The organism is Streptomyces phytophilus (genome assembly GCF_013870535.1).
GTDB lineage: Bacteria > Actinomycetota > Actinomycetes > Streptomycetales > Streptomycetaceae > Streptomyces > Streptomyces phytophilus.
The window spans coordinates 1-1,163 of the sequence record NZ_JACBXC010001612.1; the positions used below are offsets into that span (position 1 = coordinate 1).

The following is a 1,163-nucleotide window of genomic DNA, read 5'->3' on the forward strand; positions in this document are numbered from 1 at the left end:
CCAGAGGGCTGGCCGGTGATCGGCACGCCGGCGGGCATCGTCGGCTGGGCGTAGGGGTACTGCTGCGGCACCGAGCCCTGGGGTTGCTGCTGCGCGTAGGGGTTGGGGTTGTTCTGCTGGTACGGATTCGGCGGCGGGCCCGGCGGTATCGACATGTGCGCAATGTACCGCCTGGCAGTGACGCCGGCGGCAGGCCGTCAGTGCAGCCGGGAGGCGCGCAGTTGGAGGTAGCGCTGCTCGGGCACGCTCAGCGTGCGCTCCGCCGCGCGCCCGTACGCCTCCCGCGCCGCCCCCGTCTCCCCCGCGAGCTCCAGCAGGTGTGCCCGTACGGCGTCGAGGCGGTGGTGCTCCGCGAGCCGCGGGTCGTCCGCGAGCTTGGTGAGCAGGTCGAGCCCGGCGCGCGGGCCGTCGGCCATCGCCACCGCGACCGCGCGGTTGAGGCTGACGACGGGGCTCGGGGCGAGGCGCTCCAGCAGGTCGTACAGCCCGAGGATCTGCCGCCAGTCGGTGTCCTCGGCGCGCTCCGCCTCGTCGTGCACGGCGGCGATGGCGGCCTGCACCTGGTACGGGCCGAGCGCGGCGGTCGTCAGCGCGCGGCTGACGAGGGCGACGCCCTCCGCGATCTGGCCGCGGTCCCAGCGGCCGCGGTCCTGCTCGTCGAGCGGCACCAGCGCGCCGCCCGGCCCGCTGCGGGCGTCGCGGCGGGCGTCGGTGAGCAGCATCAGTGACAGCAGCCCGGCGGCCTCGCCGCCGTCCGGCGTCAGGGCGTGCACGGCGCGGGCCAGGCGGATCGCCTCGGCCGCCAGGTCCGCGCGGCGCAGGGAGGCGCCGGAGGTGGCGGTGTAGCCCTCGTTGAAGATCAGGTACAGCACGTGCAGCACGGCGGTGAAGCGCCCCGGCAGCTCCGCGGGCTCCGGCCGGCGGAAGCGGGCGCCCGCGTCCTTCAGGGTCTTCTTCGCCCGGCTGATCCGCTGCGCCATCGTCGCCTCGGGCACCAGAAAGGCGCGGGCGATCTCCGCGGTGGTCAGACCGCCGACCGCGCGCAGCGTCAGCGCGATGCGGGACGGCTGGGTGAGCGCGGGGTGGCAGCACAGGAACAGCAGGGTGAGCGTGTCGTCCTCGGAGGGGTGGCGCGCCTCCCCGGGCGGCGGCATGCGGAAGTC

1 protein-coding gene is annotated in these 1,163 nt (G+C 75.8%); it reads right to left on the reverse strand.

Annotation, left to right across the window (positions count from 1 at the left end):
- Positions 1–197 precede the first annotated feature (197 nt).
- On the reverse strand, positions 198–1,163 hold a 966-nt coding region (locus H5J30_RS34630), incomplete at its 5' end, for an RNA polymerase sigma factor (RefSeq protein WP_181791769.1).